The organism is Paraburkholderia sp. BR10937, assembly GCF_040965695.1.
Lineage (GTDB): Bacteria > Pseudomonadota > Gammaproteobacteria > Burkholderiales > Burkholderiaceae > Paraburkholderia.
Genome location: NZ_JBFRCL010000056.1, coordinates 1 through 24,439, shown reverse-complemented (window position 1 = coordinate 24,439; position 24,439 = coordinate 1). Strand labels below are relative to the sequence as shown.

The 24,439-nt window shown below is 64.9% G+C and carries 19 protein-coding genes and 1 rRNA gene; 2 read left to right on the top strand and 18 right to left on the bottom strand.

The genetic code is table 11. The annotated features are described in order from the left end of the window. Positions 1–72: 72 nt before the first annotated feature. The 15 genes from ftsA to coq7 all read right to left on the bottom strand — a co-directional run bounded on the left by ftsA (position 73) and on the right by coq7 (position 17,254). Positions 73–1,305, bottom strand: coding sequence for a cell division protein FtsA (ftsA, locus tag AB4Y44_RS33295; protein ID WP_042270315.1), 1,233 nt, complete (start codon positions 1,303–1,305; stop codon positions 73–75). A 27-nt stretch (positions 1,306–1,332) separates the two neighbouring features. Further along, a complete protein-coding gene (locus tag AB4Y44_RS33290) occupies positions 1,333–2,088 on the bottom strand; it encodes a cell division protein FtsQ/DivIB (protein WP_368701921.1) in 756 nt (251 codons plus the stop codon). Between the two features lie 60 nt (positions 2,089–2,148). Beyond that, on the bottom strand, positions 2,149–3,090 hold the full coding sequence (locus tag AB4Y44_RS33285) for a D-alanine--D-alanine ligase (protein WP_368701920.1): 942 nt from the start codon (positions 3,088–3,090) through the stop codon (positions 2,149–2,151). A 5-nt stretch (positions 3,091–3,095) separates the two neighbouring features. Then, entirely contained in the window at positions 3,096–4,490 is a 1,395-nt protein-coding gene (gene murC / locus AB4Y44_RS33280; protein WP_133182997.1) for a UDP-N-acetylmuramate--L-alanine ligase, read from the bottom strand. Next, the gene (gene murG, locus AB4Y44_RS33275; protein WP_368701919.1) at positions 4,487–5,590 is read right to left on the bottom strand and encodes an undecaprenyldiphospho-muramoylpentapeptide beta-N-acetylglucosaminyltransferase; all 1,104 of its coding nucleotides are present in this window, start codon (positions 5,588–5,590) and stop codon (positions 4,487–4,489) included. Before murG ends, murC begins: the two co-directional genes overlap by 4 nt. Then, a complete protein-coding gene (ftsW, locus tag AB4Y44_RS33270) occupies positions 5,587–6,852 on the bottom strand; it encodes a putative lipid II flippase FtsW (RefSeq protein WP_342924446.1) in 1,266 nt (421 codons plus the stop codon). Before ftsW ends, murG begins: the two co-directional genes overlap by 4 nt. Next, entirely contained in the window at positions 6,849–8,366 is a 1,518-nt protein-coding gene (murD, locus tag AB4Y44_RS33265) for a UDP-N-acetylmuramoyl-L-alanine--D-glutamate ligase (protein WP_368701918.1), read from the bottom strand. Before murD ends, ftsW begins: the two co-directional genes overlap by 4 nt. Before the next feature lie 28 nt (positions 8,367–8,394). Further along, positions 8,395–9,564 (bottom strand): phospho-N-acetylmuramoyl-pentapeptide-transferase, encoded by a 1,170-nt coding sequence (gene mraY / locus AB4Y44_RS33260; protein WP_028207787.1) that lies wholly within the window; start codon positions 9,562–9,564, stop codon positions 8,395–8,397. Positions 9,565–9,584: 20 nt separating this feature from the next. Beyond that, complete coding sequence (gene murF, locus AB4Y44_RS33255; RefSeq protein WP_342948378.1) at positions 9,585–11,009, bottom strand: UDP-N-acetylmuramoyl-tripeptide--D-alanyl-D-alanine ligase; 1,425 nt, start codon at positions 11,007–11,009, stop codon at positions 9,585–9,587. After that, complete coding sequence (locus AB4Y44_RS33250) at positions 11,006–12,556, bottom strand: UDP-N-acetylmuramoyl-L-alanyl-D-glutamate--2,6-diaminopimelate ligase (RefSeq protein WP_368701917.1); 1,551 nt, start codon at positions 12,554–12,556, stop codon at positions 11,006–11,008. The genes murF and AB4Y44_RS33250 overlap by 4 nt, the downstream gene beginning before the upstream one ends. Then, positions 12,553–14,445: a penicillin-binding protein 2 gene (locus AB4Y44_RS33245; protein WP_342924442.1), complete on the bottom strand. Its 1,893-nt coding sequence runs from the start codon at positions 14,443–14,445 to the stop codon at positions 12,553–12,555. The genes AB4Y44_RS33250 and AB4Y44_RS33245 overlap by 4 nt, the downstream gene beginning before the upstream one ends. Then, positions 14,442–14,798, bottom strand: a complete 357-nt coding sequence (gene ftsL / locus AB4Y44_RS33240) for a cell division protein FtsL (protein WP_342924441.1) — start codon at positions 14,796–14,798, stop codon at positions 14,442–14,444. The genes AB4Y44_RS33245 and ftsL overlap by 4 nt, the downstream gene beginning before the upstream one ends. Further along, positions 14,795–15,748 carry a 16S rRNA (cytosine(1402)-N(4))-methyltransferase RsmH gene (rsmH, locus tag AB4Y44_RS33235; RefSeq protein ID WP_342924440.1) on the bottom strand — a complete coding sequence of 318 codons (954 nt, stop codon included), beginning with the start codon at positions 15,746–15,748 and terminating at the stop codon, positions 14,795–14,797. The genes ftsL and rsmH overlap by 4 nt, the downstream gene beginning before the upstream one ends. A gap of 17 nt (positions 15,749–15,765) precedes the next feature. After that, positions 15,766–16,194, bottom strand: a complete 429-nt coding sequence (gene mraZ, locus AB4Y44_RS33230) for a division/cell wall cluster transcriptional repressor MraZ (protein WP_028207782.1) — start codon at positions 16,192–16,194, stop codon at positions 15,766–15,768. A gap of 397 nt (positions 16,195–16,591) precedes the next feature. Continuing rightward, the gene (gene coq7 / locus AB4Y44_RS33225) at positions 16,592–17,254 is read right to left on the bottom strand and encodes a 2-polyprenyl-3-methyl-6-methoxy-1,4-benzoquinone monooxygenase (RefSeq protein WP_133183005.1); all 663 of its coding nucleotides are present in this window, start codon (positions 17,252–17,254) and stop codon (positions 16,592–16,594) included. Between the two features lie 309 nt (positions 17,255–17,563). On the opposite strand from coq7, the gene AB4Y44_RS33220 reads away from it, so the two are divergent. Then, entirely contained in the window at positions 17,564–18,748 is a 1,185-nt protein-coding gene (locus tag AB4Y44_RS33220; protein ID WP_368701916.1) for a porin, read from the top strand. A gap of 163 nt (positions 18,749–18,911) precedes the next feature. Here AB4Y44_RS33220 and AB4Y44_RS33215 read toward each other — a convergent pair whose 3' ends face one another. Then, complete coding sequence (locus tag AB4Y44_RS33215; RefSeq protein ID WP_368701915.1) at positions 18,912–20,585, bottom strand: long-chain fatty acid--CoA ligase; 1,674 nt, start codon at positions 20,583–20,585, stop codon at positions 18,912–18,914. A gap of 148 nt (positions 20,586–20,733) precedes the next feature. Next, positions 20,734–22,812 (bottom strand): molybdopterin-dependent oxidoreductase, encoded by a 2,079-nt coding sequence (locus AB4Y44_RS33210; RefSeq protein ID WP_368701914.1) that lies wholly within the window; start codon positions 22,810–22,812, stop codon positions 20,734–20,736. A gap of 179 nt (positions 22,813–22,991) precedes the next feature. On the opposite strand from AB4Y44_RS33210, the gene AB4Y44_RS33205 reads away from it, so the two are divergent. Further along, positions 22,992–24,185, top strand: a complete 1,194-nt coding sequence (locus AB4Y44_RS33205; RefSeq protein ID WP_342924436.1) for a M20 aminoacylase family protein — start codon at positions 22,992–22,994, stop codon at positions 24,183–24,185. 131 nt (positions 24,186–24,316) lie between these two features. Here the strand turns inward: AB4Y44_RS33205 and rrf are convergent. Beyond that, positions 24,317–24,430: ribosomal RNA gene (gene rrf, locus AB4Y44_RS33200) — 5S ribosomal RNA — on the bottom strand. Positions 24,431–24,439 lie beyond the last annotated feature (9 nt).

Here is a 24,439-nt window from a genome sequence, read left to right as displayed (position 1 = left end):
TGCGCGCTAGCCGCCGTCACCAGCGCGATTTTCGAAGCTTGTACTTCGCCTTCTGTCCTGCGACTTCTGTCGTTAGAAGTTGCCGAGGAACCAGTCCTTCATGCGTGAAAAGACCTGGCCCATCGACCCCGACTGCACTGCAACCTTGCGCCCGCGCATACGCTGCGAGCGGCCTTCGACGAGCAGGCCCATCGCGGTCGAGTAGCGCGGATTGCGCACCACGTCGGCCAGACCGCCTGCATATTCCGGCACGCCGATGCGCACCGGCTTCAGGAAAATGTCCTCGCCCAGCTCCACCATGCCCGGCATCATCGCGGCGCCGCCCGTGAGCACGACGCCCGAGCTCAGCAATTCTTCGTAGCCCGACTCGCGCACCACCTGCTGCACGAGCGAGAAAAGCTCTTCCACGCGCGGCTCGATCACGGCCGCGAGCGCCTGGCGCGACAGCGTGCGCGGACCGCGCTCGCCCAGCCCCGGCACTTCGATCATCTCGTCCGGATCGGCGAGGGCCTGCTTCGCGATGCCGTAGCTCACCTTGATGTCTTCCGCGTCGGGCGTGGGCGTGCGCAGCGCCATGGCGATGTCGCTCGTCACCTGGTCGCCCGCGATCGGAATCACCGCGGTATGGCGAATCGCGCCTTCGCTGAAGATCGCGATGTCGGTCGTGCCGCCGCCGACATCGACGAGCACCACGCCCAGTTCCTTCTCGTCCTCGGTCAGCACCGCCAGCGACGAAGCGAGCGGCTGCAGGATGAGGTCGTTCACTTCGAGGCCGCAGCGGCGCACGCACTTCACGATGTTCTGCGCCGCACTCACCGCGCCCGTCACGATATGCACCTTCACTTCCAGACGGATGCCGCTCATGCCGATCGGCTCGCGCACATCTTCCTGGCCGTCGATGATGAATTCCTGCGTGAGGATATGCAGCACCTGCTGGTCGGTCGGGATGTTGATCGCCTTCGCCGTTTCGATCACGCGCGCGACGTCTGCCTGCGTGACTTCCTTCTCCTTGATGGCGACCATGCCGCTCGAGTTGAAGCTGCGAATATGGCTGCCCGCAATGCCGGTGAATACGTTAGTGATCTTGCAGTCGGCCATGAGTTCCGCTTCTTCGAGCGCTCTCTGGATAGACTGCACCGTGGCCTCGATGTTCACCACCACGCCTTTCTTGAGACCTTTCGATTCGCTCTGGCCGAGACCGATCACTTCGTAGTGGCCTTCGCCCTTCAATTCGGCGACGACGGCCACCACCTTCGACGTCCCGATGTCGAGGCTGACCAGCAGATCCTTATAGTCTTTACTCATATCGTGCTCGTTGCGTGTGATGTCCTGTTACTTCTTGCCCGGAGCGGGCGTGTCACTGATGAAGCGCATGCCGGCCGCCCTTATCGCAAACCCGTTTGGATAACGCAAGTCCGCGTATTCGATCTCTTTGCCCCAACGTTGCGTCACCGCCGACCATGCCGCGATGAGGCGGTGCGAACGCTCACTCAGTGTGTCGGCGTTGCGCTCGCGGCCCAGCTCCACCTGCATGCCGTTCGAGAGCTTCACCGTCCATGCGTAACGCGGCGAGAGCGTCACTTCCTCGGGCGTGAGCCCGAGCGGCGCGAACCACTTCTCCAGGTCGCGGTAGCGCGCGACGACTTCGGGCGCCGTGCCGTCGGGGCCGTCGAACGCGGGCAACTCTTCGTCAAGTTCGCCCTGGTTCGCCGTGAACAGCTCGCCATCCGTGCTCACGAGCTGATCGCTGCCCCACGTGCCCAGCGGTTTGTACTCTTCGAGCGTGACAGCCAGTGCGTTGGGCCACACGCGGCGCACGCTCGCGTGACGCACCCACGGCATCTGCTCGAACGCGGCGCGCGCCGTATCGAGATCGACCGTGAAGAAGTTGCCCTTCAGCCGGCCGACCACGCCCGCTCGCACGGTGGGCGAGTTGATGTGCTCGGTGTCGCCCTCGATGCGGATCTCTCGCAGCGCGAAGTTCGGGCGCTGCACGAGCCAGTAGCAGCCGGCCGCCAGCAACGCGAGCGCGAGCAGCGCGTGCAACGCGTTGGCGGCAAGGTTGAGCTGGCGTACGTTATTCCACATTTCGAGATTGTCGGTTCAATACCGGTTCGGCAATTCGTCGGTCAGAGATTAATCAGGGGTTCAATCTTTTAGCGTTTGTGCCAGCACGCGCACCACCAGATCGCGATACTCGATGCCTACCGAGCGCGCGGCCTTCGGCGGCAGCGAGTGATCGGTCATGCCCGGCGCCGTGTTCACTTCGAGGAAGTACGCGTTGCCTGCGCCGTCCATCATGAAATCGGCGCGGCCCCAATCGGTGCAGCCGAGCACGTCGAACGCGCGGCGCGCGAGCTTCTTCAGTTCCGCTTCCTTCTCGGGCGCGACGCCGCACGGAATCAGATACTGCGTCGTGTCGAGGATGTACTTCGCGTCGTAGTCGTAGAACTCACCCGCCGGCACGATCTTGATGATCGGCAGATCGAGGTCGCCCGCGATGCACGCGGTGTACTCGCCGCCGCCTTCGATGCTCTTTTCCACCAGCACGATCTTGTCGAACTTTGCGGCTTCTTCGAGCGCCGGCACGAGTTCGCTTTCCGCCTTCACCTTGATCACGGCCACGCTCGAGCCTTCGCTCGCGGGCTTCACGAAGAGCGGCAGGCCGAGCTTCGCGACGATCTGCGGCGCGCGCGCCGCGTAGTCGTCGCCGCGCAGCACCGCCTCGAACGGCGGCGTGGGAATGCCCAGCTGCTGCCACACGAGCTTGCTGCGGAACTTGTCGAGCCCAAGCGCGGAGCCGAGCACGCCCGTGCCCGTATAGCGAATGCCGTAGAAGTCGAGCGCGCCCTGGATCTGGCCGTTCTCGCCGTAGCCGCCGTGCAGCGCGTTGAACGCGCGCACGAAACCTTCGTCCCTGAGCGCCGAAAGCGGACGCTCGGACGGGTCGAACGGATGCGCGTCGATGCCGGCGCTCTGCAGCGCCTGCAGCACCAGCGTGCCCGACTTGAGCGATACCTCCCGCTCAGCGGACACGCCGCCGTACAGCACCGCGACCTTGCCAAATTGTTTCGGATCGATACTGCTCATGTCACTCACGCCTTCTGTTCCTGTTGGGCGATTCGACCCGGCACGCCGCCGATCGAACCCGCGCCCATCGTAATCACCACATCGCCGTCGCGCACGACCGCTGCGAGCGCCTCCGGCACTTCATCCACGGTCTCGACGAACACCGGCTCGACCTTGCCCGCCACGCGAATCGCGCGTGCGAGCGCGCGGCCATCGGCTGCGACGATCGGCGCTTCGCCGGCCGCATAGACATCGGTCAGCACGAGCGCATCGACGGTCGACAGCACGCGCACGAAGTCTTCGAAACAGTCGCGCGTCCGCGTGTAGCGGTGCGGCTGGAACGCCAGCACGAGACGGCGCTCGGGAAACGCGCCGCGCGCCGCTGCGATCGTCGCGGCCATTTCCACCGGGTGATGGCCATAGTCGTCGATCAACGTCCAGGCGCCGCCGCCGTTGACGGGAATCTCGCCATAGCGCTGAAAACGACGGCCCACGCCGTTGAATTCCGCGAGCGCGCGCTGAATATCGGCGTCCTTGACTTCGAGTTCGGTCGCGATCGCAATCGCAGCGAGCGCGTTCTGCACGTTGTGCGTGCCCGGCAGATTCAGCACGATGTCGAGCGACGGCGCGTCTTCGCGCATCACCGTGAAGTACATCTTGCCTTCGCGCGCGACCACGTTGACCGCGCGCACCTGCGCGTCGGACGCGAAGCCGTAACGGATGATCGGCTTCGAGACGAACGGCAGAATCTCCTTCACGTTCGGATCGTCCACGCACAGCACGGCGATGCCATAGAACGGCAGGCGATGTGTGAACTCGATGAACGCCTGCTTCAGGCGCGCGAAGTCGTGCCCGTAGGTGTCCATGTGATCGGCGTCGATGTTCGTAATGACTTCGATCACGGGGAACAGGTTCAGGAACGATGCGTCGGATTCGTCGGCTTCCGCCACGATGAAGTCGCCCGTACCGAGACGCGCGTTCGCGCCCGCACTGATCAGGCGCCCGCCGATCACGAAGGTCGGATCGAGCCCGCCCGCGGCCAGCACGCTCGCGACGAGCGAGGTCGTGGTGGTCTTGCCGTGCGTGCCTGCGATCGCGATGCCCTGCTTCAGACGCATCAGTTCCGCGAGCATCACGGCACGCGGCACGATGGGAATGCGGCGATGGCGTGCCGCGAGCACTTCGGGGTTGTCGCTGCGCACCGCGGTCGAAACGACCACGGCATTCGCGCCTTCGATGTTCTCTTCGGCATGGCCGATCGCGATGCGCGCGCCGAGCGCGGCGAGTCGATCGGTGACCGCGTTCTTCGCGAGGTCCGAGCCGCTTACCTGGTAGCCGAGATTGACGAGCACTTCGGCGATGCCGCTCATGCCCGCGCCGCCGATGCCGACGAAATGGATATGTTTGACGATGTGTTTCATTGCTTTCCTCCCGCACTTACGCCCGCCACAGCCGCGCAGATGCGCGCGACCTGATCGGCGGCGTCGGGTTTCGCGAGCGCGCGAGCGCGCCCGGCCATTTCCGCCAGCGATGTTCTGGTCTGATGCCGCAACCAGTCGGCGAGTCCTTGCGCCGTCAGGTCGCGTTGCTGCACCACGAGCGCTGCGTCCTTGTCGGCAAGGAACGCGGCGTTGGTGGTCTGGTGGTCGTCCACGGCGTAGGGGAACGGCACGAAGCATGCCGCCACGCCCACGGCCGCGATCTCGGCCACCGTCATTGCGCCCGAACGGCAGACCACGAGATCCGCGTTCCGGTAGGCGCTCGCCATGTCGTCGATGAACGGCACGAGCTGCACCGTGTCATTCAGTTCGAGTCCGGCGTCGAGATAGTTTTGACGCAGGGCGTCGATGTGCTTCGCGCCCGCCTGATGCACGATGTGCGGACGCTCTTGCGGCGCAAGCAGCGACAGCGCGCGCGGCACGACTTCGTTGAGCGCCGTGGCGCCGAGACTGCCGCCCACTACGAGCAAGCGCAACGGACCGCTGCGCGCGGCGTAGCGCGCCGCGGGCGCGTCGACGTGTTCGAGCGCTTCGCGGATCGGATTGCCGGTCCACTCGGCGTTCGGCAAGGCGCCCGGAAACGCCACGAGCACGCGCTTCGCCAGCTTCGCAAGCACCTTGTTCGCGAGACCCGCAATCGAATTCTGTTCGTGCAGCACGAGCGGACAGCCCGACAGCGCGCTCATCACGCCCGCCGGGAACGTGATGTAGCCGCCCATGCCGAGCACGACGTCGGGCTTCACGCGGCGCAGCGCCGCGAGGCTCTGCGTGCAGGCGCGCAGCAGGTTCAGCGGCAGCATCAGCTTGGTCTTGATGCCCTTGCCGCGCACGCCGCCAAAGCGCACGTGTTCCATCGTGATGCCGTGCTTCGGAACGAGCGTCGCTTCCATGCCCGCGGGATTGCCGAGCCACACCACGCGCCAGCCCCACTGCTCCATGCGATGCGCGACGGCGAGCCCCGGGAACACGTGTCCCCCGGTGCCGCCGGCCATCACCATGAGGGTGCGCGTTGCTGCGCTCATACCTTGCCTCCGCGCATCAGGACCCGGTTTTCGTAATCCACGCGCAGCAGCAACGCCACGGCGACGCAGTTGAGCAGGATGCCCGAGCCGCCATAGCTCACGAGCGGCAGCGTGAGACCCTTGGTCGGCAAGAGACCGAGGTTCACGCCCATGTTGATGAAGGCCTGCGCGCCGAACCACACGCCGAGGCCCTTGGCGACGAGGCCCGCGAACGTGCGGTCGAGCGCGAGCGCCTGGCGGCCGATCTCGAACGAGCGGCGCACGATCCAGTAGAACAGCAGGATCACGACGAGCACGCCGACGAAACCAAGCTCCTCGCCGATCACGGCGAGAATGAAGTCGGTGTGTGCTTCCGGCAGATAGTTGAGCTTCTCGACGCTGCCGCCAAGCCCCACGCCGAACCACTCGCCGCGACCGAACGCGATGAGCGAGTGCGTGAGCTGGTATGCCTTGCCCTGCGCGTAGCGGTCGTCCCACGGATCGAGGTACGCGAAGATCCGCTCGCGGCGCCACGGCGACGCCCACACGAGCAGCGTGAAGGTGCCTACGGCCGTGGCCACGAGACCGCCGAACAGCTTGCCGTTCACGCCGCCGAGGAACAGCACGCCCATGGCGATCGCGGCGATCACCATGAATGCGCCCATGTCGGGCTCGAGCAGCAGCAGCGCGCCGACCACGCCCACGGCGAATGCCATCGGCAGGAAGCCTTTCGCGAAGCTGTGCATGTATTCCTGTTTGCGCACCGTGTAGTTCGCCGCGTAAATCGTCACGGCGAGCTTCATGATTTCCGACGGCTGCATGTTCGTGACGCCGAGCGGAATCCAGCGACGCGCGCCGTTCACGCCCTTGCCGATGTGCGGAATCAGCACGACCACCAGCATGGCGAGCGAGATGAGAAAGAGCTTGGGCGCGTAACGCTCCCACGTGGAAACGGGAATACGGAACGCAACGAGCGCCGCAACCGTGGCGATCACGAGGGAAACGAGGTGGCGCACGAGGAACGCCCAATCGCGGTACGAGGCGTACTTGGGCGAATCGGGCATGGCGATCGAGGCGGAGTACACCATCACCACGCCAAGGCCCAGAAGCGCGATGACGGCCCACAGCAGCGAGTGGTCGTAGTCGAGCATGCGCGAGCGGCCGGGACGCACGCCGTTGACGACGCTCGCGAGACCGCCCGAGCGCGCGCCGCCGCCCGACGAGCCGCCGGCCTGGCCGTTTTCGCGCGAGAGCCGCGCACCGAATCGCTCGGACCAGCTCATATCATCGTCCCCCGTTCTGCAGCGATTTCTTCTACGGTGTCGTGGAATACGGCTGCGCGATGAGCGTAGTTGCGGAACATGTCGAGGCTCGCGCAAGCGGGCGACAGCAGCACGACGTCGCCGGGTTGCGCGAGCGCCGTCGCCGCGCGCGTGGCTTCTTCGAGCGTCGCGTGGTCGCTCATCGCGATGCCGGTTTCTTCGAGCGCCGCGCGGATCTTCGACGCGTCGCGGCCGATCAGCATCACGGCACGGCACCAGCGCGCAACCGGCGCGGCGAGCGGATCGAAGTCCTGGCCCTTGCCGTCGCCGCCGGCGATCAGCACCGTGCGCTGCGCGAGGCCGTCGAGCGCCGCCACCGTCGCGCCGACGTTCGTGCCCTTGCTGTCGTCCACGTAGTCGATGCCGTCGATCGAGGCGATCAGTTCCACGCGATGCGGCTCGCCGCGATACTCGCGCAGGCCGTGCAGAAGCGGCGCGGGTGCCAGCTCGATCGCGCGCGTGAGCGCGAACGCCGCGAGCGCGTTGGCCGCATTGTGCAGACCGCGAATGCGCAGGGCGTCGGCGGGCATCAGGCGCTTCATGCCGAGGTTCACGGGCGCCGCTTCCTGCTGCTTGCGGCGACGCGGGGACACCGGCACGTCGGCCGCGTCGAGATCGTGCGCCTGCACGAGCCACTGCATGCCGTTCTCGCGCGACAGACCCAGGTCGCCGTCGTTCTCCGGCTCGTTCAGGCCGAAGGTCACGATCTTCGCGTCGCCACTCGCCTTCACGCTCGCGAGCGACATGACGCGCGCGTCGTCGCGGTTGAGCACGCGCGTCGTGCGCGGCCCGAAGATGCGGCCCTTCGCGGCCGCGTAGGCGTCGAGGCCGCCGTGCCAGTCGAGATGGTCCTGCGTGATGTTGAGGACCGCCGCGGCGTCCGGCTCGAACGTGTGCGCCATCTCCAGCTGGAAGCTCGACAGTTCGAGCACCCAGACGTCGGGCAACGCGGTGTTGTCGATGGCTTCGGCGAGCTTGTCGAGCATGGCCGGGCTGATGTTGCCCGCCACCGCCACGCGCTTGCCCGCGCGCTCGCAGAGCATGCCGGTCAAGCTCGTCGTGGTGGTCTTGCCGTTCGTGCCGGTGATGGCGAGCACCTTCGGCGCGTAGCCGCTCTCGCCGAGATGGCGCAGCGCCTGCGCGAAGAGTTCGAGCTCGCCCCACACTTCGATGCCGCGCTCGCGCGCCGCCGCGATCAGCGGCACGAGATCTTCGGCGAGCGGCGAGAGGCCCGGGCTGATCGCGACGAGTTCCACGCCGTCGAGCAGCGCCGTCGTGAACGCACCGCCGACGAAATCGGCGTCGATGCCGCGTGCGGCGAGTTCGGGAAGATTGGGCGGCGCTTCGCGCGTGTCGGCAATGCGCAGGCGGCAACCCTGCCGCGCGCACCAACGCGCCATCGCGAGACCCGATTCCCCGAGTCCCAGCACGAGCACCATCGGCTTTTGCCGATCCCGAAACTTCTCGCCGAACATCGCTTGCTTTCCTTGCTTACTTAGAGGCTCAACGCAGCTTGAGCGTGGACAGACCGATCAGACACAGCATCAGCGTGATGACCCAGAAACGCACGACAACCTGCGTTTCCTTCCAGCCGGACAGCTCGAAATGGTGATGCAGCGGCGCCATCTTGAAGATGCGGCGCCCTTCGCCGTAACGCTTTTTCGTGTACTTGAACCAGGTCACCTGCAGCATCACGGAGAGCGTCTCCGCCACGAAGATGCCGCCCATGATGAAGAGCACGATTTCCTGACGCACGATCACCGCGATGGTTCCCAGCGCGCCGCCGAGCGCGAGCGCGCCCACGTCGCCCATGAACACCTGGGCCGGATACGTGTTGAACCAGAGGAACGCGAGCCCTGCCCCGCCCATCGCCGAACAGAAGATGAGCAGTTCGCCGGCGCCGGCAATGTGCGGAAAGAGCAGATATTTCGAGTAGACCGAGCTGCCCATCACATAGGCGAATACGCCAAGCGATGCGCCGACCAGCACGACCGGCATGATCACGAGACCGTCGAGGCCATCGGTGAGGTTCACGGCGTTGCTCGCGCCGACGATCACGAAATACGTGAGCGCGATGAAGCCCCACACGCCGAGCGGATAGCTGATCGATTTGAGGAACGGCAGCAGCAAGTCGGCGCGCGCGGGCAGGCCCATCGACAGGCCGCTACGCACCCACGCCATGAAGAGATCGAACACGCGCACGTTGCTCGCCTCGGAGACGCTGAACGCGAGGTACACCGCAGCGAAGAGACCGATCACCGACTGCCAGAAGTACTTCTCGCGCGAAGACATGCCGCGCGGGTCCTTGTAGACGACCTTGCGATAGTCGTCGACCCAGCCGATCGCGCCGAAGCCGAACGTGACGAGCATCACGATCCAGATGAAGCGGTTCGTAAGATCGCCCCACAGCAAGGTGGAAACCGCGATGCCCAGCAGAATGAGCACGCCGCCCATGGTGGGCGTGCCGGACTTCACGAGGTGAGTTTGCGGGCCGTCCGTGCGCACGGCCTGGCCGACCTTCATTGCGGTGAGCTTGCGGATCACCCACGGGCCGAGGAAAAGCCCGATCGCCATCGCGGTGATGGTGGCCATCACCGCACGGAACGTCAGATAACTGAACACGCGCAAGAAGCTTGCGTCATTCTGCAGCCATTGCGCCAGCGCCAGTAGCATGCCTTGTATTCCTTCGTATTTCAGTGCGCACCGGACTTCGCGTCCGGCGCAGGGTTTTGCGGATTCGTGAGTGCCGCTACTACGCGCTCCATCTGCATGAAGCGCGAGCCTTTCACGAGAATCGTTGCGCCCGCGCCGTAACCGGCACCAGCCAGTGCGCGCACGAGTTCGCTCACGTCGGCGGCATGCAGCGCCTGCGCGCCGAACGCCGTCGCGCTGTCACGCGCTGCGTCGCCGAGCGTGTAGAGCGCGTCGATGCCGCGTTCCTTCGCGTAAGCGCCCACCTCGCGGTGAAAGGCGGGACCGTCGTCGCCGACTTCGCCCATGTCTCCGAGCACGAGCACACGCGGCGACGTGCGCGAAGCCAGCACGTCGATCGCCGCGCGCACCGAGTCGGGATTCGCGTTGTAGGTGTCGTCGATCACCGTCGCGCCCGTCAGCTCGCCAAGCGCCGCGCGCTTCACCTGCAAGCGGCCCTTCACCGGCTCGAACGCCTCGAGCCCGCGGCCGATCGCTTCGAGCGAGACGCCCGACGCAATCGCCGCCGCCGTGGCCGCGAGCGCGTTGTGCGCGTTGTGTGCGCCCAGCACCTTCAACTCCACTTCGAGATGGCCTTCCGGCGTCGCGATCGCGAGACGGCTGCCCGCGAGCTTGTCGACGAGCTTGCCGGTGACTGCCGCTTCAACCGCACGCGTATCCGTATGCAGCGCGAAGTCGAGGATGCGCGAACCCGTCGCCGCCACGCGCCAGATGCTCGCGTAGGCATCGTCGGCGGGAAACACCGCGACGCCCGTGGGCTTGAGCGTGTGAATCACGCTCGCATGCTCGAGCGCGACGGCTTCCACCGTCGCCATGAATTCCTGATGTTCGCGCTGCGCGTTGTTCACCACCGCGACCGTCGGCTCGGCGAATTTCGCCAGCAACTCGGTCTCGCCCGGGTGATTCATGCCGAGTTCGACCACCGCCAGCCGATGAGCGCCGCTCAAACGCAGCAACGTTAACGGCACGCCGATGTCGTTATTGAGGTTTCCGGTGGTCGCGAGACGCAAATTTTCTCCAACGGCCGCCGCGAAGATCGACGCGATCATTTCCTTGACCGTCGTTTTGCCGTTACTGCCCGTCACGGCGACGAGCGGCATCGAAAAGCGGCGGCGCCAGCCGAGCGCGAGCGCGCCGAGCGCCTTGCGCGTGTCGTCCACGCGCAGCGCGGGGATGCGCCAGTCGCCGGGGCTGCGCGAAACGAGCGCCGCGCTCACCTGGCGGTTCGCGACCTCGCCGAGAAAGTCGTGCGCGTCGAAGCGGTCGCCCTTGAGCGCGACGAAGAGATCGCCGGGGCCCGTGGTGCGGCTGTCGGTCGAAATGCGCTCGAACGTGGCGTTCTCGTCGCCGAGTACGCTCGCGCCGGGAATCAGCGCCGCGGCTTCCCGCAGGGAAAGCATCGTCATTCACCACCTCCGCGCCCGTGCGTGGCACGGGCGGCGAGTGCAAGCCGCGCGTGGTCCTGATCGGAGAACGCGCGCTTCTTGCCCATGATTTCCTGGGTCGCCTCGTGGCCTTTGCCGGCCAGCACGACGACGTCTTCGCGCGCCGCGCCGCGCACCGCCTGCAGGATCGCACTCGCGCGATCCTCGATGCGGCGCGCCTTCGCGGCGTCGCGCATGCCTTGCGCGATCTGCTCGATGATCGCGGCCGGCGACTCGCTGCGCGGGTTGTCGCTCGTCACGACGACCTGGTCGGCGAGGCGTTCCGCGATCGCGCCCATGAGCGGGCGCTTGGTCGCGTCGCGATCGCCGCCGCAGCCGAACATGCAGACGAGCTGGCCGCCGCGTGCGGCCGCCATCGGGCGCAGCGCTTCGAGCGTTTTTTCGAGCGCGTCCGGCGTATGCGCGTAATCGATCACGATGAGCGGCTCGTCGTGATCGGCGCGGCCGCCAAGACGCTCCATGCGGCCGTTCACCGGCTGCAGCTTCGAGATCTCGTTGAGCGCCGCGACGAGCGGCACGTTCGCCGCAAGCAGCGCGCCGAGCACGCCGAGCAGATTGCTTACGTTGAAGAGGCCGAGAACATGCGCCTCGACTTGCGCCTCGCCCCAATCCGACGTTTCCAGATGAAACGCCGTGCCGGTGGCGGTCGCGCGCACGTCGTTCGCGCGCAGCCACGCGTCGGCGACGGGTGCGTCGGCGGCGGGCGTCGCCACGCCATACGCAATCGTGCGAGCTTTGCCGCGCGTCGCGGCGATCAGGCGGCGGCCCGCTGCGTCGTCGGCGTTGATGATCGCGGCGCGCAGGCCCGGCCATGCAAACAGACGCGCCTTGGCGGCCTCGTAGGCCTCGAACGTGTGGTGATAGTCGAGATGGTCTTGCGTGAGATTCGTGAAGACGGCGATGTCGAACGATGTGCCGTTCACGCGGCCCTGATGCAGCGCGTGCGAGGAAACTTCCATCGCAATCGCCTGTGCGCCGGCACCGCGCAATTGCGCGAGGCTGCGCTGCAGCTGCGGCGCGTCGGGCGTGGTGAAGCCCGTATGCACGAGCTGGCCCGGAAAGCCCGTGCCCAGCGTGCCGACGATCGCGCACTTCTGGCCGATGGCCGTGAACGCCGAGGCGATCCACTGGCTGCACGACGTCTTGCCGTTCGTGCCCGTCACGCCGACCACGAGCATGGCATCGCTCGGGTCGCCATACCAGCCGCTGGCGATTTCGCCCGCGAGCACGTCGAGTTGCGGCACAGCGAGCGCAATCGACGCGTCGAGCTCCTCGCCCGCAAACCCTTCCGGCTGATACAGCAAGGCTGCGGCGCCCCGCTCGATCGCATTGGCGATGTGCGGACGGTTGTCCGCGCCCTCGACGGCGTAGGCGAGAAACACATCGCCCGGCTGGAGCGAGCGCGTGTCGGCGTGCAGGCCCGCTTCTGGCGCGACGTGCGCGCGCAGCCATGCGAGCGCGTCCGCGATCTGCCGGTGCGCGGGATGCTGGGTGCGCGTGGCGCTCATCGGACGACTCCGGGTCGATTTTTCGCGTTGTCCGCGACGGTCATGTGATGCGCGGCGGCGGCGCTTTTCGCGGTAGCCGTGTTCGACACGCGCTTCACCGGCGCAGCGGGCGCGTTCGCGACGGCCGGGGCCGAGGCGCCGGCGCTGTTGTCCTCGACGACGAGCTGCTTCACCGGCATGTCCGGCGGCACATTGAGCGAGCGCAGCGTATCGCCGACGATGCCCGAGAACACCGGACCCGACACCGCGCCGCCGAAGTGGCTGCCGGCCGTCGGTTCGTCGACCGTAACGGCGACGACGATGCGCGGATTCGGCATCGGCGCCATGCCGACGAACGACGCGCGGTACTTCGAATGATCGTAGCCGTGCGGGCCGTGCTTGTACGCCGTACCGGACTTGCCGCCCACGCGGTAGCCGGGTACGGCGGCGTCGGGCGAGGTGCCGTCCTTCGACACCACGCTCTCCAGCATCGTGCGCACTTCACGCGCCGTGGTCGGCGCGAAAACCTGGGTGCCCTGCACCGGCTGCGTGTCGCCGGAGTGGCGGAAGATCGTAACCGGCAGAATCTGGCCGTCGTGCGCGATCGCCGTGTACGCGCGCGCGAGCTGGAACAGCGAAACGGAGAGGCCGTAGCCGTAGGACATCGTCGCCTGCTCGATGCGGCGCCAGCTTTTCCACGGACGCAAACGGCCCGCCGCCGCGCCGGGGAACCCGACCTTCGGCGCCTGACCGAGACCGATGCTGGTGTACATGTCCCACATTTCTTCGGGCTTGAGCGTCATCGCGATCTTGGTCGCGCCGATGTTGCTCGACTTCTGGATCACGCCACCGACCGTCAGGACGCCGAACGCCGCGTCGTCGGTGATGGTCGCGCCGTCGAGCGTGAAGTGCCCCGGGCCCGTATCCACCAGTGTACTCGGCGAGACGCGGTGCAGATCCAGCGCGAGCGACACCGTGAACGGCTTCATGATCGAGCCCGGCTCGAACACGTCGGTGAGAATGCGGTTGCGCAGCTGCTCGCCCGTGAGGTGCGAGCGGTCGTTCGGGTTGTAGGTCGGATAGTTCACGAGCGCGAGCACTTCGCCCGTGCGCACGTCCACCACCATCGCGGCGCCGGCCTTGGCCTTGAACTTCTCGACGGCGGCTTTCAGGTTCGAATAGGCGATGTACTGAATCTTGCTGTCGATCGACAGTTCGACGTCCTTGCCATCGTGGGGCACGACCGTTTCGTCGACGTCCTCGACGATGTGGCCCATGCGGTCCTTGATGACGTGGCGAATGCCCGGCACGCCCGCGAGCACTTTCTGGTCCGACAGCTCGACGCCTTCCTGCCCCTCGTCCTCGACGTTGGTGAAGCCGATCAGGTGTGCGGTGACGTCGCCTTCCGGATAGAACCGCTTGTATTCGTTGCGCTGGTAAACGCCCGGAATGTCGAGCGCCGTCACTTTCTGTGCGACGTCGAGCGGCACCTGACGCTTCACGTAGACGAACGTCTTGTCTTCGGAGAGCTTCGCACGCAGCTCTTTCGTGTTCATGCCGAGCAGCGCGCCGAGCTGGTTGAGCTTGTCGGCGCCGAGATCGTCGGGCACAGCTTCGGGAATCGCCCAGATCGCGCGCACGGGCAGACTCGTGGCGAGCACGAGGCCGTTACGGTCGAGAATCTTGCCGCGCGTGGCCGGCAGCTCGATCGTGCGCTGGTAGCGGCTTTCGCCCTGCTTCTGATAGAACGCGTTGCCGGGCCCCTGAATCCAGAACGCGCGCGCAGCGAGCGCGACGAACGCCATGAAGAGCAGGAACACGACGAGCTTCGAGCGCCACATCGGCAGGCGCACGGAGAGAATGGGGTTGGCGCTGAAGGCGACGCTCTTGCGGCGATTGTCCTTTTTCATCGCGTGCCTCCGCGACGGGCAGGCGTGGGCGCGGCGCCCTGCAGGGGCGCCGAGGTCGGCACGGGGGCGTCGACGGCGGTGGCGCTGCCGGGCGCGAGCGTCAGATATTGCGTGCGTCCGGTCGTGACAGGCTGCATCTTGAGCGAGTCGGTGGCGATCTGTTCGATGCGCGACGTTCTCGACAGCGCGCTCTGCTGATATTGAAGCTGTGCGTAGTCCTGCTGGAGCTGATGCTCCTGCGACTGCGCACGTTGCAACTGGATGAAGATCTGGCGCTGCTGATTGGTGGCGTTCACGACGGAAAGCGCGCACCCCATGACGACGATCAGCAGGAAGATGTTCAGACGATTCATGGCGTGACGCGCTCCGCGGTGCGCATCACGGCCGAGCGGGCACGCGGATTCGCGGCGACTTCTTCGTCGCTCGCGAATACGCGGCCGAGCAGCTTGAGCGGCGGGCTCGGCAGGTCGACGGCGCGGATCGGCAGGCGGCGATCAACCGCCGGCGCGCTCGCGTGCGCCTGCATGAACCGCTTGACGATCCGGTCTTCGAGCGAATGAAAGCTGATGACCACCAGCCGCCCCCCCTGTTCCAGCAACGACAGTGCTGCTTCTAGAACGATCTGCAGCTCCGCAAGCTCTTGATTGACGTGAATCCGTATAGCTTGAAAGGTGCGGGTTGCCGGGTCCTTACCCTTCTCACGGGTTTTGACGACGTTAGCCACGATTTGGGCAAGCTCGCCCGTGCTGTCGAGAGGCCCGAGACGGTCGGACTCTGCCCGGCGAGCAACAAGCGCCTTTGCAATCTGAAAAGCAAACCGTTCTTCCCCATAATCCCGAATTACCTCCGTCAGTTCCTGCAACGTGGCCCGAGCGAGCCAGTCAGCGGCGGACTCGCCGCGCGTCGGGTCCATCCGCATGTCGAGCGGGCCATCCGCGCGGAAACTGAAACCGCGCTGCGGATCGTCGAACTGCGGCGACGACACGCCAAGGTCCAGCAATATTCCCGACACACGCCCTACCCCGCGCGACGCGAGCTCGTCGCGCAGCGAAGCAAAACTCTCATGCACGATCGAAAACCGCGCGTCGTTCACGGTTTGCGCCGTCGCGATCGCCAGCGGGTCCTTGTCGAACGCGATCAGGCGCCCGGCCTCGCCGAGACGCCCGAGGATCGCGCGACTGTGCCCGCCGCGACCGAACGTGCCGTCCACATAGACGCCGTCCGCGCGCGTGACCAGCGCGTTCACCGCTTCGTCTAGCAGCACCGTGCGATGCTGCAGTCCCTGTCCCATCGCAGATGCCATAGCTTTTTGAACCGCGATCAGAACGTGAAATTTTTCAAGGCGTCGGGCATGCCCTGTGCCATCGCCGCCTGTTCCTTGGCGGCGTAGGTCTGCGCATCCCACAACTCAAAATGACTACCCATGCCGAGCAGCATGACTTCCTTTTCCATTCCTGCCGCCAGACGCAATTCAGGTGAGACGAGCACGCGGCCCGCACTGTCGACATCGACGTCGGACGCATTGCCCAGAAAAATACGGCGCCACCAGTGCGCGTCCATCGGCAAGGCGGCGACCTTCGAGCGGAACACTTCCCATTCGGGGCGCGGAAATAGCAACAGGCAGCCGTCCGGGTGCTTGGTGATCGTCACCCGTCCTTCTGCCTGTTGTTGCAGCGCTTCCCGATAGCGCGACGGAATCGACATCCGTCCTTTCGCATCGAGTGTCAGCGCCGACGCCCCCTGGAACAATTTGCTCCCCCTAATGCGGCGCTTTTCGCCGCCCGCCTAAATCCCGGAAAATCTACCTGAATACGCGCCTGAAATCACACAAAAATACACTTTCTCACACTGTCTCCCACTTTAGAGGAACGCCCAACGAGGGTCAAGGGAGACCGGACGTTTTTTGACGAAATTTATCCGCTAGAACAAGGACTTAGCGGCACTTGTTGAAGTCGGGACAAAAGCCAAAAACCGTTATGAATGAATGAGCTAACGCAGGTTGTGAAGGTGATACGTGAAAAGTGCGGCGATAAACGGCCTACGGCGGGATCGAGCGGGGGGCTGCGGGGATTAAAACCGGGGGCTGAAAGCTCTGAAAGATTAATCCGGGTTTGGGCCGACGGCGATTGCCGGCCCACGCCATTAATCAGATGTAGTAGGCGGTTCGCGTCATGACTTTCGATGCTACTCGCATTAGCGAACGCACCGGCAAAGGCAATTCGACGCCGCCCAGATCGGTGGCCGATTTTGCGTGCGAGATTTCGTCGGCGCGCATTTGCTCGACGACCGCGCGCGACTCGAGATCGGCGGGCGGCAGGCTGTCGAGGTGGCTGTCGAGATGATGCTCGACCTGGCGCTCGGTTTCGGCCATGAAGCCGAGGCTCACCTTGTCGCCGAGGCGGCCGGCGGCGAAGCCGATCGCGAGCGCGCCGGCGTACCACAGCGGATTGAGCAGGCTCGGACGCGAGTCGAGCGCCTGCAGCCGGCGCGAGGTCCACGCAAGGTGATCCTCTTCCTCGCGCGCGGCCTGCTCGAAGGCTGCCCTGAGCGAGGGTGAGCGCGCCGAGATTTTCTGCGCCTGATACAGCGCCTGTGCGCACACTTCGCCGACGTGATTGACGCGCATGAGGCCGGCGGCGTGCGTGCGCTCGGCAGGCGTGAGTTCACTGCCAGCTGGCACGGCATCGCCCTCGGGCGTCACTTCGATGGTAACGGGGGAAGGCTGCGGCATCGGACGCGTCATGCGCGACACGCCGGTGAGCGAGCGCAGGCCCCGGTCGAATTCGGTAATCAAGTCATCTAGCGTCATCCAGCCTCCCTTTCATTTCGTTGGCGAGCCAGATTGGTCGCTCGCCCGGACTGCCCTTTCACCACTACACAAACTCACGGACATCCGTCAATCCGGGGCAGAGCCGATAGATAGCTGCATATTCTAGACCATGTTGTGTAAACGAAACAGGTACTTAGCGAGGCCCTGGCTTTTCCTTTGTGACTATTAACCCTTTTGTTACATTACGTGGCAACTTCTCGCGAAGTTGGAAGGACAGGACCCTACGCAAGATAAAAAACTGGTCCCGTTAAAAGACGCAAAAGATTCGCAAACACTGGAGATCATTCAATGAAGAAGTCGCTTCTCGCGCTGGCTGCGCTGGGCGCGTTCGCGGGCGTTGCTCACGCTCAGAGCAGCGTCACGCTGTACGGCATCATCGACGAAGGTTTCAACATCAACACGAATTCGGGTGGCAAGCACCTGTACAACCTGTCGAGCGGCGTGATGCAAGGCAGCCGTTTCGGCCTGCGCGGCGCTGAAGACCTCGGCGGCGGCCTGAAGGCAGTTTTCGTGTTGGAAAATGGTTTTGACGTGAACACCGGCAAGCTCGGCCAGGGCGGCCTGATGTTCGGTCGTCAGGCTTATGTCGGCCTCTCGAGCGCACAGTTCGGCACGGTCACGCTGGGTCGCCAGTACGACTCCGTCGTCGACTACGTCGGCCCGCTCGAAGCAGGCGACCAGTGGGGCGGCTACATCGCTGCTCACCCGCAGGATCTGGACAACTTCAACAACGCCTACCGTACGAACAACACGGTCAAGTTCACCAGCGCCAACTACGCTGGCCTGACCTTCGGCGGCACGTACAGCTTCGGCGGCCAGGCAGGCAACTTCACGGCGAACCAGATCTGGTCGTTGGGCGCTGGCTACAACAACGGTCCCCTCGTCCTCGGCGTGGGTTACCTGAACGCACGCACGCCGAACGCTACCGGCGGCCTGTTCAACAACGGCGGCTCGGCTGGCGCTTCGGCAGCGCTGACGGCTGCTGGCAACCCGGTGTACGGCGGCTTCGCATCGGCTAACACGTACCAGGTCATCGGCGCAGGCGGCGCATACACGTTCGGCGCAGCAACGTTCGGCCTGACGTACTCGAACGTCAGCTTCCGCAACCTCGGCCAGACGTCGACCTCGCTGTTCGAACGCGGCACGAATGCCAACTTCAACAACGTCGAAGCGAACATCAAGTACCAGTTCACGCCGGCCCTGCTGGCAGGCTTCGCGTTCGACTTCACGGACGGCAGCAGCGTCACGCGTGCGAACGGCACGAGCGAAAGCGGCGCGAAGTACTTCCAGTACGCACTGGGCACGGACTACTTCCTGTCGAAGCGCACGGACGTCTACCTGATCGGCGTGTACCAGCACGCTACGGGCTCCGACTCGACGGGCAACACCGCTGTCGCGTCGATCAACGGCCTGACGCCGTCGAGCACGAACAACGTGTTCACGGCTCGCGTTGGTATCCGCCACAAGTTCTAAGAAGAACAGTCGCTGTAATCTCGAAGGCGCCTCCGGGCGCCTTTTTTCTTTGGTGCGTTTTGTCGTTTCGCCACAGTGCGCACGACAAAAAAGCGGCCTGCCCTCAACGGGCAGGCCGCTCTTCGCCTTTGACTCGCTGGCCTTTCGCTTCGCTCTTGCGTTTTCAGGCGCGACCGTCGCGCAACTCGCGGCGCAGGATCTTGCCGACGTTGCTCTTGGGCAGATCGTTGCGGAACTCGATGATCTTCGGCCGCTTGTAGCCGGTGAGCTGCGTCTTGCAGTACTCGAACACGTCCTTGTCGGTGAGCGCCGGGTCCTTCTTGACGATATAGAGCTTCACCGCCTCGCCCGAATTCTGGTCCGGCACGCCCACCGCCGCCACTTCGAACACGCCCGGCAGCTTGGCCACGACGTCCTCGACTTCGTTCGGATACACATTGAAGCCCGAGACCAGAATCATGTCCTTCTTGCGGTCGACGAGCTTGATGTAGCCGCGCGCGTTGATAAGACCGATGTCGCCCGACTTGAAGTACCCGTCCGGCGTCATGACCTTCGCCGTTTCTTCCGGCCGCTGCCAGTAGCCCGCCATCACTTGCGGCCCGCGGATGCAGATCTCGCCCGCCTCACCGATCGGCAGTTCGTTGCCGGCGTCGTCGCGAATCGAGATATCGGTGGAAGGCAGGGGCAAGCCGATCGTGCCGGTGTATTCCGTCGCCGTGACCGGATTGCAGGTCACGCTGGGCGAGGTTTCCGAGAGGCCATAGCCTTCGACGATCGGCGTATGCGTGCGCTCGTACCAGCGCTTGGCCACCGCTTCCTGCACCGCCATGCCGCCGCCGTTTGCAACGAGCAGATGCGAAAAGTCCAGGTTGCCGAATTCCGGATGGTTGAGCATCGCGTTGTAGAGCGTGTTCACCGCAGGGAAACACGTGATCGAGTAGCCGCGCAGCTCCTTGATCATGCCGGCGATATCGCGAGGATTCGGAATCAGGATCGCGAGACCGCCGGTGCGCAGCGTCAGCAGCCCGCAAACGGTCAACGCGAACACGTGGTACAGCGGCAGCGCCGCGACCGTCACCGGTTGCGTACCAGACGGCAATTTCGCAAGCGCGGGCTCGGTCCATGCCGCCGACTGCAGCACGTTGGCGATCAGGTTGCGATGCAGCAGCGTCGCCCCCTTGGCAACGCCGGTCGTGCCGCCCGTGTACTGCAGGAAGGCGACGTCCTCCGGCGTCTGCTCGACGCGCTTGAAGCCCGTGCGCCCACCTTCGGCGAGCGCGTCGTTGAAGCGCACGTGGCCGGGCAGGTCCCAGGCGGGCACCATCTTCTTCACGCTTCGCACGACGAAGTTGACGATGAAGCCCTTTGCACCAAGGAGGTCGCCCATCGCCGCGACCAGCACGTGCTTCACGCGCGTATTGGCGACGACCGCGCTCACGGTTCCGGCGAAATTCTCGAGGACGACGATCGCCTCGGCGCCGCTGTCCTTCAACTGGTGTTCGAGTTCGCGCGGCGTGTAGAGCGGGTTCACGTTCACGACGACGTATCCCGCGCGCAGCACTGCGGCGAGCGCGACCGGATACTGGAGCACGTTGGGCATCATGAGCGCGATGCGTGCGCCACGTGCGATGCCGCGCGACTGGAACCAGGCGGCCAGACACTGGGAGAGCTGGTCCAGCTCGCCGTAGGTGATCGTCTTGCCCATGCAGGCGAAAGCGGGCTTTGCACGGAATTCGCTGAAGCTCTCCTCGAGCAGCGCAGTGATGGACGCGTAACGGCTTGCGTCGATTTCAGCGGGAACGCCGGGCGGGTACGATTTCAGCCAGACTTTTTCCATGCAGCGTCTCCTCCTTGATTTTTCGAATGATCGTGCTAAAAAATTGGATCGTAGCATGGCGATCCAGCTTTTATGTCAGCAAATCAGCCAGTTAGAAAGGCCCCTCGAACGCGCGTTGCGGGGCGGCTAGCGGTAGCTTGAGGCGCTTTCAGGCGCGCTCGACCTCGACGAGGCAATCGTAGAAGGTCGCTGAGCCGCCAAGATCGGTGAGCGCCTGGCTCGTCACCTCGTTGGCATTGCGGCCGTCCGGCGCAAGCTTCTTCCACCAGATCGACAGGCCCACCACGAGACCGCTGCGCGCCCGATCGGTCACACGCGCCCGCGCGCGCATCGAGCCGCGGTCGTTGAACACGCGAACCTCGTCGCCGTCGGCAATCTCGCGGCGGGCGGCGTCGGCCGGATGGAGGTCGACGTGCGGCTCCCCTTCGGTCGCGCGCAGGCTTTCCACGTTCACGAAGGTGCTGTTCAGGAAGTTACGGGCGGGCGGCGAGATCATCGCGAGCGGATAGCGCGCGGCGAGTTCGGGCGCGCCGTCCGCCGACTCGTGCGGCGGCAGGTAGTCGGGCAGCGGATCGAGGCCGGCCTTCGCAAGCGCTTCGCTATGGAACTCGCACTTGCCCGTGGGCGTGCGAAAACCGCCGTGCGCGAACGGCGCTTCGGCGATGTTCAGCTTCAGCCAGCCTTCGCGCTTGAGCGCCGCCCAGTCGGCGCCGCCCAGTGCGGGATCGCTCCAGTCGAATGCGTGGGCCGCCACGTCTTCGTCGCTTTCGAACAGCGCCGGCTCGGTCAGGCCCATCGCGCGCGCAATGGAGCGGAAGATCTCGGTATTCGGCCGCGCCTCGCCAACGGGTGCGATGGCGGGCAAGTTCGCCATGACGTGCGTGTGGCCGTAGGACTTGTGGACGTCGAGATGTTCGAGCTGGGTTGTGGCCGGCAGCAGCAGGTCGGCGTAATCGGCGGTGTCGGTCTGGAACTGCTCGAGGACGATCGTAAAGAGGTCTTCGCGTGCGAAGCCGGCCGCGACCTTCGCCGACTCGGGCGCAACCGCAACCGGATTCGAGTTGTAGACGACGAGCGCTTCGACTTTCGGCCCGAATGCGGCGTCGCCTGCGTGCGTGAGCGCGTCGCCGATCTGGTTCATGTTGACGATACGCGGCTGATGCTGCGGCCAGCCCGGGATCAGATCCGGACGCTGGAGCGCGTTCGCATCGACAGGGGCCCAGCCCGACGACGAAAGCAGCACGCCGCCCGCGCGCTCGCGCCATGCACCGGTCAATGCGGGCAGGCAGGCGATGGCACGCACGGCGTTGCCGCCGCCGCGCACGCGCTGCAGGCCATAGTTCATGCGAATTGCCGCCTTGCGCGTCGAGGCGTAGAGGCGCGCGAGATCGACGACGACCTGTTCCTCGATGCCGCAGATCGCGGCGACACGTGCGGGCGTGTAGGTCAGCGCACGCGCCTTCAGCGCGTCGAAGCCGTGCGTGTGCGCCGCAATGTAATCGTGATCGAGGCGGTCCTCGGTGATCAGCACGTGCATCATGCCGAGCGCGAGTGCGCCGTCCGTGCCTGGCTTGAGTGCAATGTGCTGATGGCATTTCTCGGCCGTCAGCGAGCGATAGGGGTCGATCGCGATCAGCTTCGCGCCGTTGCGTTTCGCTTCCTGCGCGCGGGTCCAGAAATGCAGGTTCGACGCGATCGGGTTGGCGCCCCAGATCAGGATCACCTCGCTTTCCGCGAAATATTCGGTGAGCATGCCGAGGCTCGAGCCGAACGTATAACGCAGGCCGGCGGCGCCCGCCGCCGCGCAGATAGCGCGATCGAGACGTGACGCGCCAAGCTTGTGAAAGAAGCGCTGCGCGATGCTATCGCCCTGGACGAGTCCCATCGTGCCGGCATAGCTGTACGGCAGGATCGCTTCGGGCGTGCGCCGCGCGATTTCGCCGAGGCGGGCGGCGGCAAGGCGACAGGCTTCGTCCCAGCTGATCGGCTCGAAACGCCCTTCGCCCTTGCGCCCCACACGCTTCATCGGCTGCGTCAAACGCTTCGGATGATGGACACGCTCGGCATAGCGGGTCACCTTCGTGCACAGCACGCCTTGCGTGGGCGGGTGGTCGGGGTCGCCGCTCACCTTGATCGCCCGGCCGTTTTCGACGGTCACGCGCATCGCGCAAGTATCGGGACAATCGTGCGGGCAAACTGCACGGGCAAACTCGGCTGGGGCGTTCATCGGAAATCCGTGGGTGAGGCGTTTTGTCGTAAGAGCGATTTTATTATGTTCGGGGTGCGCGCCCTGTACGCACCCTGTGGGTTGGCGCGAAAAAAAAGGTTCGGCGTAGAATGGTCCGTCTAGACCCGGCTTATTTTGGAGACAAAAGCCGGGCGCCCACTTTTTGAGCACCATCCGCCATGAAACTGATTCCGGAAATCCAGGCCGCCCAAGGCGAAATTCAGGGCCTCCGACGAACGATCCACGCGCATCCTGAACTGCGCTACGAAGAAACCCAGACCTCCGACCTTGTCGCGGCAAAACTCACAGAATGGGGCATCGAAGTGCATCGCGGCATGGGGCAGACCGGCGTCGTCGGCGTGCTCAAACGTGGCACCGGCAAGCGGATGGTCGGATTGCGCGCCGATATGGACGCGTTGCCGATCCAGGAACTCAACACGTTCGACCATCGCTCGCGCAACGAAGGCAAGATGCACGCGTGCGGCCACGACGGCCATACGGCGATGCTGCTTGGCGCTGCGCAATATCTCGCGCGACACGGTCAGTTCGACGGCACGATCGTCTTCATTTTCCAGCCTGCCGAAGAAGGCGGCGCCGGCGCGAAAGCCATGATCGAAGATGGCCTCTTCAAGCAGTTTCCGGTGGACGCCGTATTCGGCATTCACAACTGGCCGGGCATGCCGGCTGGCCACTTCGGCGTGACCGAGGGGCCGATTATGGCCTCGAGCAACGAATTCCGCATTGAAATCAAGGGCGTAGGTTCGCACGCGGCGTTGCCGCACAATGGCCGCGATCCGGTCTTCACGGCGGTGCAGATCGCGAACGGGCTGCAGAGCATCATCACGCGCAACAAAAAGCCGCTCGATACGGCGGTGCTCTCGATCACACAGATCCATGCGGGCGATGCGGTCAACGTGGTGCCGAATACGGCCTGGATCGCGGGAACGGTGCGTACCTTCACGACGGAAACGCTGGATCTGATCGAATCGCGACTGCGCAAGATCGCCGAGAGCACGGCTGAAGCGTACGACTGCTCGGTCGACATCACCTTCCATCGCAACTATCCGCCGACGGTGAACAGCAGCGCGGAGGCGCAGTTCGCCGCGGAGGTCATGCGTGAGGTGGTCGGCGCCGATCACGTCGATGCGAACGTCGAGCCGACCATGGGCGCCGAAGACTTCTCGTTCATGCTGCTGGAGAAGCCCGGTTGCTACGCGTTTCTCGGCAACGGCGAAGGTGGTCACCGGGATGCAGGACACGGTGCGGGCCCTTGCATGCTGCACAACGCGAGCTATGACTTCAACGATCAACTGCTGCCGGTCGGATCGTCGTTTTGGGTGCATCTGGCGACGAAATTTCTGGCGCAGCAGTAATTCGAGGCACCAATGCAAAAAGCCGTCCATTGGACGGCTTTTTTTGTTTTCCTGCATCGGAAGAAGCGTAAACGCCAGAACCCCGGTGCTCTTTCGGAGACACCGGGGTTCTGGACGTTACAGCATAAGGAGCCTGACGATTACCTACTTTCACACGGGCAATCCGCACTATCATCGGCGTGGAGCTGTTTCACGGTCCTGTTCGGGATGGGAAGGGGTGGGACCAGCTCGCTATGGTCATCAGGCATGACGGG

Coding starts and splice junctions, on each gene's coding strand:
- ftsA (WP_042270315.1), bottom strand. CDS start 1,305: ATGAGTAAAGACTATAAGGATCTGCTGGTCAGCCTCGACATCGGGACG.
- AB4Y44_RS33290 (WP_368701921.1), bottom strand. CDS start 2,088: ATGTGGAATAACGTACGCCAGCTCAACCTTGCCGCCAACGCGTTGCAC.
- AB4Y44_RS33285 (WP_368701920.1), bottom strand. CDS start 3,090: ATGAGCAGTATCGATCCGAAACAATTTGGCAAGGTCGCGGTGCTGTAC.
- murC (WP_133182997.1), bottom strand. CDS start 4,490: ATGAAACACATCGTCAAACATATCCATTTCGTCGGCATCGGCGGCGCG.
- murG (WP_368701919.1), bottom strand. CDS start 5,590: ATGAGCGCAGCAACGCGCACCCTCATGGTGATGGCCGGCGGCACCGGG.
- ftsW (WP_342924446.1), bottom strand. CDS start 6,852: ATGAGCTGGTCCGAGCGATTCGGTGCGCGGCTCTCGCGCGAAAACGGC.
- murD (WP_368701918.1), bottom strand. CDS start 8,366: ATGTTCGGCGAGAAGTTTCGGGATCGGCAAAAGCCGATGGTGCTCGTG.
- mraY (WP_028207787.1), bottom strand. CDS start 9,564: ATGCTACTGGCGCTGGCGCAATGGCTGCAGAATGACGCAAGCTTCTTG.
- murF (WP_342948378.1), bottom strand. CDS start 11,009: ATGACGATGCTTTCCCTGCGGGAAGCCGCGGCGCTGATTCCCGGCGCG.
- AB4Y44_RS33250 (WP_368701917.1), bottom strand. CDS start 12,556: ATGAGCGCCACGCGCACCCAGCATCCCGCGCACCGGCAGATCGCGGAC.
- AB4Y44_RS33245 (WP_342924442.1), bottom strand. CDS start 14,445: ATGAAAAAGGACAATCGCCGCAAGAGCGTCGCCTTCAGCGCCAACCCC.
- ftsL (WP_342924441.1), bottom strand. CDS start 14,798: ATGAATCGTCTGAACATCTTCCTGCTGATCGTCGTCATGGGGTGCGCG.
- rsmH (WP_342924440.1), bottom strand. CDS start 15,748: ATGGCATCTGCGATGGGACAGGGACTGCAGCATCGCACGGTGCTGCTA.
- coq7 (WP_133183005.1), bottom strand. CDS start 17,254: ATGACGCTAGATGACTTGATTACCGAATTCGACCGGGGCCTGCGCTCG.
- AB4Y44_RS33220 (WP_368701916.1), top strand. CDS start 17,564: ATGAAGAAGTCGCTTCTCGCGCTGGCTGCGCTGGGCGCGTTCGCGGGC.
- AB4Y44_RS33215 (WP_368701915.1), bottom strand. CDS start 20,585: ATGGAAAAAGTCTGGCTGAAATCGTACCCGCCCGGCGTTCCCGCTGAA.
- AB4Y44_RS33210 (WP_368701914.1), bottom strand. CDS start 22,812: ATGAACGCCCCAGCCGAGTTTGCCCGTGCAGTTTGCCCGCACGATTGT.
- AB4Y44_RS33205 (WP_342924436.1), top strand. CDS start 22,992: ATGAAACTGATTCCGGAAATCCAGGCCGCCCAAGGCGAAATTCAGGGC.